Below are 8,685 nucleotides of genomic sequence, written 5' to 3'. Positions count from 1 at the left end.
TTTTTACCGCACTTTTTCTTTTGGTGTCCATTTGGTGACTATTTTTAGCCTATCCTAGAAATTCTGATAATCCACCTTTTCCCTGTTTGGTGTCCAATGGTCACCAAATTTCAGATGTGTGAGCGGTTAGATGTAAATCATTTTATGCCCCCCCCACGTAAAATAGAAATTCTTTTTATATTTCAATATGATAGCTTTTCATTTTAATAAAACCTGATCTTTCTTAACTGAAAAAATGGCAATTTTTTGCATAAAAAACGCGGGTGGGAGAGTGGATTTTTCGTGACGTTTGACGTGGCGTGAGAATTTTCCGTGGATCAGTTTGGCTTCACTTTATAAAAGGAAAGCTGTAGCTAAAGCCTTTTAAATAAAGGCGGTAGGTAATAAAAAAGCCACCTAAATAGGTGGCCGGATGTTGATGATATGTTTACTGCTCAATAATAGGCGAGAATTTATCTTTCTCATTTAATGCCCTACTGTTGTAGCCGCTGAACGTGCTGCTTTGATCTGGTGCTGGGCCGCCATTATGGGTATGACTTGCAACAGTATTCGCAAGGTCGGCAACGATTTGAATTGTTTCTTCCATAATGCTTAAGATGTTTTGTTCTCCTGAACCAATATGAATTTGGCTTGCTAATAACTGAATTGTAGGGGCTTTCAGTTTAAGCAATACATCTGAACAACGTTCTGCAATGCCGCTGATTTGCTCTTTTAATGTTCCGCCAATGGCAGTAGTCGCATTGCCTATTGTCACCGTTGTAATGTTACCAACCACACTCAAGCTATAATTTCCGCCTACATTGACTTGTTTGTCTGCGTCAATATTGCTTTGCGATGTACCGATATTCTTCGTTTCGGTATCTGTTTCAATTACACGTACAAATGAACGATCGGTAATGGTTTGATCTGTTTCGCGGGTTTTATTGCCTGCGGCATCGGTACGCTCAAACACTTCAGGCCGTTGCTGTTTAAGCTGTTCACCCACGGCAACAGATGGCACAGTTTTATCTTGTGCCAATAAGGTATGTACAAAAGGCTTATCAGGTTGCCCATACGCATACCCTAATGACAGTAGCTATTTTGCAAAATATCAGGGGATTTTAGGAGAATTAATTGTTTTGAAATTTCAGAAATTTAGGAGAGGAAAAGTCATTTAGGATAAATATACTGGAACAGGAGGAATGAGATTACATAACAATGAGAGCTTTGATTATCGTTATACCCCTTCTTTTTTCAAGTTGGGCCAATGCTCAAATTCAAGCGAGCCAAATTTGCCACGCTGATCCTGAAGTGACAGCGTATAACTATGCAGGCTTATGGGAAAAATTTGAAGATGGTTGGATTTGTAATTATTGGCAGTTTCTTCCTGAAGATGAATGGGAAGAGGTGATTATAGAAGAAGACGGTATTGAAGCAGAGGAATAAAAATAAACCCCAATCAATTAAATTGGGGCTATCGCTTTTGCAAAGGGGGGTCCAGCTAATCAATGATTGCTATCTTCACAGTCCCTAAGTCTTCCTATATGCTATACTTCAAGAACTGTGTTGTCAATGTATTAATTAATATGGTTTAGCGTTATGGTGTCTAAAATTAGTGAGCTTCACACTCTATTATCCCAAGCAAGAATAGAAACCTATCTATCTTACTTCAAAGATGAAGATGACCTTTCATTAAAAGATATGCAGGCATATGAACTCTATATTTGGAACATACAAATAAGTGGCGCACTTTTGGAAGTGATTAGCCTATATGAAGTAGCATTACGAAATGCCATTATTAATGCGCTAGAACCTAGTTATAGGGCATATAGTATTTTAAATGATAACTTTATTCGAGCATTAAAACCTGCAACAAGAGAAGAATTGCTCCGTATTGTAAATAAGTTGTCTTCACACAAAACCTACGAATTCCATTTCATCAATGGACGTTTACAGCCATTAAGAATAGATACTAATGAGATTTCGCCTGGAAAAGTTGTGGCAGAGCTTAACTTTATATTTTGGGAAAATATGTTATCGCGAACTCATCGAATGAGATGGATAAATCATTTTAATAAAGCATTCCCTAATGTTTGTATTTCCTCCCCTGATGAACGTGATTTAATAGTGAATGAGATACATAACATAACAAGCCGAGTGCGTTATCTAAGGAATAGAATTTGTCACCATGAGCCAATTTTCGATGAAAGTAAAATCGATCTTATCAACGTATTTAATAATATAAAACAGGTGTTATGGTACATTTCGCCTAAAACGGCAGATATATTGGAGCAACTTGAGCGTATAAGTCAAACAATCGCACGAAAACCTCAAAAAGGAAAAGGCATAAGGGAAATCCCCTAAGGGATTTAAGGGTAACCTTTCCAAGGGGAAAGGTCTTACCCGAAAAGGCCAAAGGGCTAAATGGCCTAAATGCATTTTCTAAGCATATTTCTCCATTAGCTCTATCATTGGTTTATATCTATCTTGTTTCCCAAGGTGTTTTTTTTTACGCTATGTACAATACCCAATTCATTATTCCCGTTCTTATAATGTACATTGCCACCTTTATCCAGCATTAGTGTTCGCACGTCTAATCTATCGGGGATCCCTCCCATCATTGCCAGTGGAATCACATTATCTCGATTAGGTATATTTGGATCTGCCCCTGCTTCTAATAAAGCAATAACCCAACTTCTTTTGCAGCCAAAGATAATCTCCTATGCTCCCAACCATAAATATGACCAATATCAACTGGTCCTTTGATGACGCTTCCGCTAACGTGTCTATAATCACCATTCTCTAATTGAGTATAGCCGTGTTAATCCCACTTTTCGTTATGCTGGATTGACTTTCTTTTTCATAACCAAAGCCAACTGAAAGATTACCTGTAAGCGAATCCAGACCCTCCGCTAATTTGGCTTTATTCTCTTTTCCTGAACTATCTCGGCTTGCAGTGGTTTGGTTACCCTGACTATCAATATACAGCTTCTCGCCTTGTTCATTCACCGCTTGTTTATTGCTTTGGGCTTGTCCATATTTGCCGAAAGGGGGGGGCAAAAATTCATAATTTTTATTAATTTCTATATTTATTCCATTGCTTGCAGGTATTGTCAAATCTATAACAGTATTTATAACTAGCATTAAACCGAAATCCTTTTTGATACAAACAAGCTCCATCAAGATCATTAGCTTTAACCTGATCTTCAGGATTAACTGGTATCTCCAACTCTCCTACAACTTTTGTTTCAAATGGTAATAATGATTGAGAATAACACTCTCTAACTATATCTTTAGGAGGTGGCGTATTGTTCTCTTTATGGATCCATATATCTTCATCCCAAAATGAAGAATACGGTGGATACCAAATCCATAAGCAACCAGTTACACAGCAGGCTAAATATAAAACGGAAAAATTTTTATCATCTGTTTTCTCCAACAACATTGAACTCTCTTATTCCATCTTTATGTGTTTTATTCAAAATATCTAGAGTATTTTGCCATTTCTTAAAAGATTCTTTATTATTTTTATCATAAACAAACTTTAAGTTATTAATATTCTGATTAGCCTCAGAATGCGCTTCTAAAATGGATGTCTTTGCTCTATTCGGTGTTGCATTAGGATTATTCCCAATCATTCCTAATCCTAAATTTCTTAAAATTGGTATTCCCTCATATACAACGTCTCTCTCAACACCAAGATATTGTGTTTTGACACCCTTAAATAACTCTCTCGATTGTTTATCTACTTCACTTGATGGATATGAACCACCTAAATGTAAATATTCCACATCAGTATGCTCATATTTTTGACCAAGATGCGCTGACCAATTCAGCATATTTTTATTACCAGACACACCTAAACTATGCGCTACATTTTCAAATGTATATGTTTTTGCTCCTTGAGATTTTGCGTAAGCATTATATTCATCTAATTTTTTCGCAATCTGAGCATGATCTCGTGTCGCATTCGAAGCACCAAAGAGAGAAGGCATATTTGCCCAAGCTCTAAATCGCTCAAAACCCGTGAATAAAAATTCATTTAAAATCCCTGCACTTCCTCTATTCAGAATCAATGCAGTATCCTTAATTGAAGATAAGTCTTTGTCATACAAAATGGCACTTGAAACTTTTTCTTCTCTAGTCAAATTCAACATACCTGCTGTTGCAACTTTACTTAATAATTTTGCTTGTTCTTCTGTCAATAATTCGTCGCTATAAATAAGTTTTTAAGTGCTTGGGAATTATCTTTATCGAAATCTAAACAAGAAATATGATTACACTCAGGTGTGTTAGGTTGAATTGAAAAGAGAGAGTCTTCATTTTTCTCCATTTTGTAATGAATTTCATCACCTTGATTATTAACATTATTGACAAATTCCGTTGCAGTATTTAAATCACGCTCTAAATCTGAACGGATAGTTTCAACATCGGCTTTTTCAACACCTTGATGAAGATTAATTTTAGAAAGTCCTTGTAAACTTTCCTCAACTGTTTTTCTGCTTATCTTTTGTTGAGCTTCGTGATCACGAATAGTGATATTGGCGGTATTGATTGAACTGGTGGTTATACCGCTTTCACTGCCTTTATCTTTTACTTGACCTAACAATGCGGTTGTAATGCCTTTTGTTATTCCCCAGTTCCCTTGACTGCCAATACCTGCAATACCATCATATTCTACTTTCGCAGAACCATCTTGAGCGTTTTGACCAATTTGTCGAAGTTTCATTCCTCCTACTTCTTTAGGAGCATCTCCTCCACTCACTGTTACACCACCACTTAAGCCAAATCCACTTGCTGAATAATTGCTATGGTTTTGAATATCTGCATAGGTTAGCGTTCCAGTTTCAAAACGGTTCTTGCCAAGTTCTTCCGCTTGTACGGTAGAGGTAATTAAGCCACCTTTTAAATCCGTATGCTTCCGCACATTGACTTGATAGCCTTCATCGCCTGCAAATAAACCTGATTGCTCTTGCACGCTGGCATAATCGGCGTTCATTTTTGATTGGTTGAAACTCGCTGAGCCTGAAAAGCCGTAACCAACAGTCATTTGACCACTCACGTTCATTTGTTTGCCTTTATAGGTCATGGTATCTTGCAGGCTTTCAATGTTAAGGTTTTCCACATCAACCATGATGCCGTTGCCTCGCACTTGAGCGCCTTTGATATTGGTGTCGCCACCGCTTTGAATAATGGTGTGGCTACCTTTATCGCCAATATGACTTGTTCGCCAAGTGGTTTCATCGCCATTGCCATAGCCTTTGCCGTAGTTGCCGCCTGCGGTAATCCCAAAAGCAAAACCATCAGAGCCATAACTCACTGCCACACCCGCATTAAACCCACTAGATTTATTTTGCTGCGTTCTTGGTGGGTTTGTTTGACAGCCAGTAAATTGATTTCATCATCCGCTTGTAAGATTGTGCCTTGTTTGCCTGAGACATCAGAGCCTACAATGTTAATATCTGACGCCTTGCCTGCCCCTGTAGCGGTAATGATTACTTTTCCTCCTGCGTTAATTGCACTGTTTGTGGCAGTGTTGCCTTGAGTATCGGTGGTTTGCACATTTTTTTGTTCGCCATAAGTAATAGACACACTGGCATTCATCGCTCCTTGAGCTAGATTACCATTCGCCATTTGGCTTAAGGTTTCACTGGCTTTCATTAAACCCTCACCTGCTCGATATGCACCCCACGCAGTGTTCGCTGCTGCCATTGCATTAACACGGCTATGTTTGCTTTCGCCCATTTGTTTAGCTTGTTCCGCTACAGCGAGAGCATTTTGTACCGCTTGAACTACAGGGATATTTACCGCAATGGTGAAACCTTTTTGTTCCATATTTTAGCCTGAGTAACCATAACTAAAATAATAAAATATATTAATATCTTTAAAAGGTTAATAAATATTAGATAAATTATTTATTAAAAATTCTTTTTTAAGAAATAGAAGAATATAAGTAATGGTAAAAAAATAAAAGATATAATAATCTATCCCATCTTTTATTCTAGATAAAGAGGTGTGTAAACTACCCGTTTCTAAATAGACGTTTAGTATAAAAAAAATAACCAATAAAAAAAAACAACTATTAATTTTAAAAAATTCTTTGCTATTTCCTTAAAAATATTTACAATATTCCTCTTTATTTTCATTCTCTATAATCCCCTTATTAAGAAATTTTTGTGATCCTTCAATAATAAATTCTCTACCTGGCACAGTAGGAATTAGTTTATCAATAATTTCCCCTTCTATCCCAGAAACCGCATTCTGCTCTAAATTACTTTCTCCAGTTACCGCTTTATCTACAAGGCTATTCCCTATAATAGTTGTTCCTATATTGGTATTTCCAAACAGCAATCCTTTATAGGCATCACTAGTGACATTCGTCGCTGATTTATATAAGTTGTCTTTTGTTAGCTCTTTCGGGTTATTATCTTTAGTGTAATCATAAACTTCACCACCTAGTGAAGCGATACCAGCCGCCACCCCTTTAGTAAGGGTGGTTTTCATTGGTGCATTCGCTGCAGCTTTAAATGAATTATCTAGGTAGGACTTACTATTCGTTGCGAGTTTTTCCAACATCAGCTTTAATTCCGTATCCGCAAATGTACCTAATACAATTGCTTCATTTGATACCATAGATTTTGCTAAAGTTTCACCTGTTGCTGTTAAGGCTCTATTTGTAGCTGAAAGGGCTTTTCTTCCAAGTTTTAATCCTCCTCCAACTAATAAATCCTCCCAAATAACAGGATCAACTATACCTTTTGGCGAAGTAACATAATTAAAATAGTCTCAATTGACAATGTCGCTACTATATTGGCGTGTTCGATTTCCTTCTGCAATCACACCCAATAATTCATTTGAATAAACTGGCTTGATCAATATTTTTTAAAGGTTACATTTTCCTTTATTCCATTTAGGTTCTTGTGATCCACAGTCTTCATATTTAAAATGAATATATCCTTTCTTCTCCATACATTGGTCAAAAGCATTATATGCATCAGGATTAAAAAGACCCTTAGAATCCCTTTCATTCTTCAATTTGAATGTATTGTCTTTAAGAGATATATTAATTCCACCACAAGATTTTACATCATTCCACCGTATAGTAGGATCTGTGTGACCAATAGTTCCTTCTTTCTGAAAATATGCTACATATGGAAAATATTTTCTATTTTTATAACAGTTTGATGAAACTGTTTGAATTATTGGTCTAATACAACCATTTTCAAAAGAATATAGACATCCATTTAAGATAAATAATGATAAAATAAGCAAGAGTTTCTTCATTTTTAATTTCCTCCTAACTGAAATAGAAGTTCTACAAAATCAGATGACATTAAATCCGCTACTGCAAAAGGAGTTGCAGCAGGAATAGCAGCAGTTGTTGTTATTTCAGCTCTAAGTTTTTCTGTTGCTGTTTTCTGTGCTGTATTTCCTTGCGAATTATAAAAACCCCATGCTTGTCCTCCTATTAGGTCATGAGTTCCAGCAAAAGACTCTACCAATCTATCTGAAAAACTTCCAACCTCATATGAAATAGTTGTATTAAATGGCAAATACCATCCGCCTTTAATTGCTTGAAAACCACCTGTTGGTCCATACATATCTTTAGCATCAGGATTTAAATCTACATCAATCGCATCTTTTAAGGTAAGAATTTGTTTTCCGTTACTAGATACACCACCAATATATTGATAACTACCATCAGAATTTACAGTACAACGCTCGTTACTTGAACCACAAATAGCATCAACATCAACCCTAACCCCACCTAACTTCACACCATCAAAATAACCACTATCATAGGAAACATTACTGATTTTCTTACCTGTTTTAGCATCAATAATGCCTTTAAATTTTCGTGAATTAGCTAAGGTTTCCTCTCGCATTTTTGTCGCTGCTAGTTGTAAAGTGCCTTGCGTAATTGCAAGATCAGGTGAACCTGAAACAATACCAACCACGGTTTCAAGCAATCGTTTTTGATACTGGAGTTTATAAATCTCATTATAAAGTGCGGTCTTTTCTTCTTCTGTTTTTGCCTCTTTAATTTGCTTTCTTAACTCAGCCTGTTTCGGCAAAACATAAGCATCTATCGTTGAAAAGGCATTTTGTCTGAACTCTTTTGTTACCTTAACTTGAATATTCAGTTCTTTTAGTACTTTGTCTTTATCAAAGTGATTTGCTAACTTACCTGAATGTTGCTCTGCTGATTCTGTTGTAATATCGGTTTTTATATCTTGCAGCGTTTCTTCAACAGATTTTCCTGTCAGTGATTGCTGTGCATTTTCATCACGGATATGAAGATTTGTGGTGTTAATGCCACTTTTCGTTACGCTGGATTGACTTTCTTTTTCATAACCAAAACCAACAGATAGATTACCCGTTAGCGAATCTAAACCCTCCGCTAATTTGACTTTATTCTCTTTCCCAGAACTATCTCGGCTTGCAGTGGTTTGATTGCCCTGACTGTCAATATATAACTTCTCACCTTGTTCATTGACAGCTTGCTTATTGCTTTGTGCTTGTCCATGTTCACCAAATGGTGTGTCAAAATTCATGGCAACTGAGCCGCTCACGCCAAAGGCACTTCCACTAGTATTTGCATGGTTTTGAATATCTGAATAAGAAAGCGAGCCTGTACTGAAGCTATTTTTGTTGTCCGCTTCCGCTTGTGCAGTGGAAGTAATTAACCCACCTTTTAAATCCGTA

Annotated in this window: 7 protein-coding genes and 2 pseudogenes; 2 read left to right on the top strand and 7 right to left on the bottom strand. The window is 36.7% G+C overall.

Annotation, left to right across the window (positions count from 1 at the left end; all coding sequences use genetic code 11):
• Positions 1-427 precede the first annotated feature (427 nt).
• The gene (locus C3Z13_RS05660; RefSeq protein WP_181022019.1) at positions 428-1,018 is read right to left on the bottom strand and encodes a hypothetical protein; all 591 of its coding nucleotides are present in this window, start codon (positions 1,016-1,018) and stop codon (positions 428-430) included.
• Between the two features lie 179 nt (positions 1,019-1,197).
• On the opposite strand from C3Z13_RS05660, the gene C3Z13_RS05655 reads away from it, so the two are divergent.
• Both C3Z13_RS05655 and C3Z13_RS05650 read left to right on the top strand, forming a co-directional pair.
• On the top strand, positions 1,198-1,425 hold the full coding sequence (locus C3Z13_RS05655; protein WP_103855289.1) for a hypothetical protein: 228 nt from the start codon (positions 1,198-1,200) through the stop codon (positions 1,423-1,425).
• Positions 1,426-1,578: 153 nt separating this feature from the next.
• Positions 1,579-2,343: an Abi family protein gene (locus C3Z13_RS05650; protein ID WP_103855288.1), complete on the top strand. Its 765-nt coding sequence runs from the start codon at positions 1,579-1,581 to the stop codon at positions 2,341-2,343.
• A gap of 438 nt (positions 2,344-2,781) precedes the next feature.
• On the opposite strand, the gene C3Z13_RS05645 is transcribed toward C3Z13_RS05650, so the two are convergent.
• The 6 genes and pseudogenes from C3Z13_RS05645 to C3Z13_RS11885 all read right to left on the bottom strand — a co-directional run.
• Complete coding sequence (locus C3Z13_RS05645) at positions 2,782-3,162, bottom strand: hypothetical protein (protein ID WP_146256874.1); 381 nt, start codon at positions 3,160-3,162, stop codon at positions 2,782-2,784.
• Between the two features lie 239 nt (positions 3,163-3,401).
• Positions 3,402-4,184 (bottom strand): hypothetical protein, encoded by a 783-nt coding sequence (locus C3Z13_RS12265; protein ID WP_245872568.1) that lies wholly within the window; start codon positions 4,182-4,184, stop codon positions 3,402-3,404.
• A pseudogene (locus C3Z13_RS12260) lies at positions 4,181-5,583 on the bottom strand (hemagglutinin repeat-containing protein). The gene C3Z13_RS12265 and the pseudogene C3Z13_RS12260 overlap by 4 nt, the downstream one beginning before the upstream one ends.
• A 507-nt stretch (positions 5,584-6,090) precedes the next feature.
• Positions 6,091-6,612, bottom strand: coding sequence for a hypothetical protein (locus C3Z13_RS05635; RefSeq protein ID WP_103855286.1), 522 nt, complete (start codon positions 6,610-6,612; stop codon positions 6,091-6,093).
• Between the two features lie 249 nt (positions 6,613-6,861).
• Positions 6,862-7,263 carry a hypothetical protein gene (locus tag C3Z13_RS05630; RefSeq protein ID WP_103855285.1) on the bottom strand — a complete coding sequence of 134 codons (402 nt, stop codon included), beginning with the start codon at positions 7,261-7,263 and terminating at the stop codon, positions 6,862-6,864.
• A gap of 2 nt (positions 7,264-7,265) precedes the next feature.
• Positions 7,266-8,685 (bottom strand): annotated as a pseudogene (locus tag C3Z13_RS11885) (hemagglutinin repeat-containing protein); the annotation flags it as partial.

This window comes from Avibacterium endocarditidis (genome assembly GCF_002921145.1).
Classification (GTDB): Bacteria; Pseudomonadota; Gammaproteobacteria; order Enterobacterales; family Pasteurellaceae; genus Avibacterium; species Avibacterium endocarditidis.
Note: the sequence above shows the minus strand (reverse complement) of the source record. Positions and strands in the feature narration are given on the sequence as shown.

What these genes read in the sequence shown, in the direction of transcription:
- C3Z13_RS05635 (WP_103855286.1), bottom strand. Translation starts at nt 6,612, where the DNA reads ATGGTATCAAATGAAGCAATTGTATTAGGTACATTTGCGGATACGGAA.
- C3Z13_RS05630 (WP_103855285.1), bottom strand. Translation starts at nt 7,263, where the DNA reads ATGAAGAAACTCTTGCTTATTTTATCATTATTTATCTTAAATGGATGT.
- C3Z13_RS05655 (WP_103855289.1), top strand. Translation starts at nt 1,198, where the DNA reads ATGAGAGCTTTGATTATCGTTATACCCCTTCTTTTTTCAAGTTGGGCC.
- C3Z13_RS05650 (WP_103855288.1), top strand. Translation starts at nt 1,579, where the DNA reads ATGGTGTCTAAAATTAGTGAGCTTCACACTCTATTATCCCAAGCAAGA.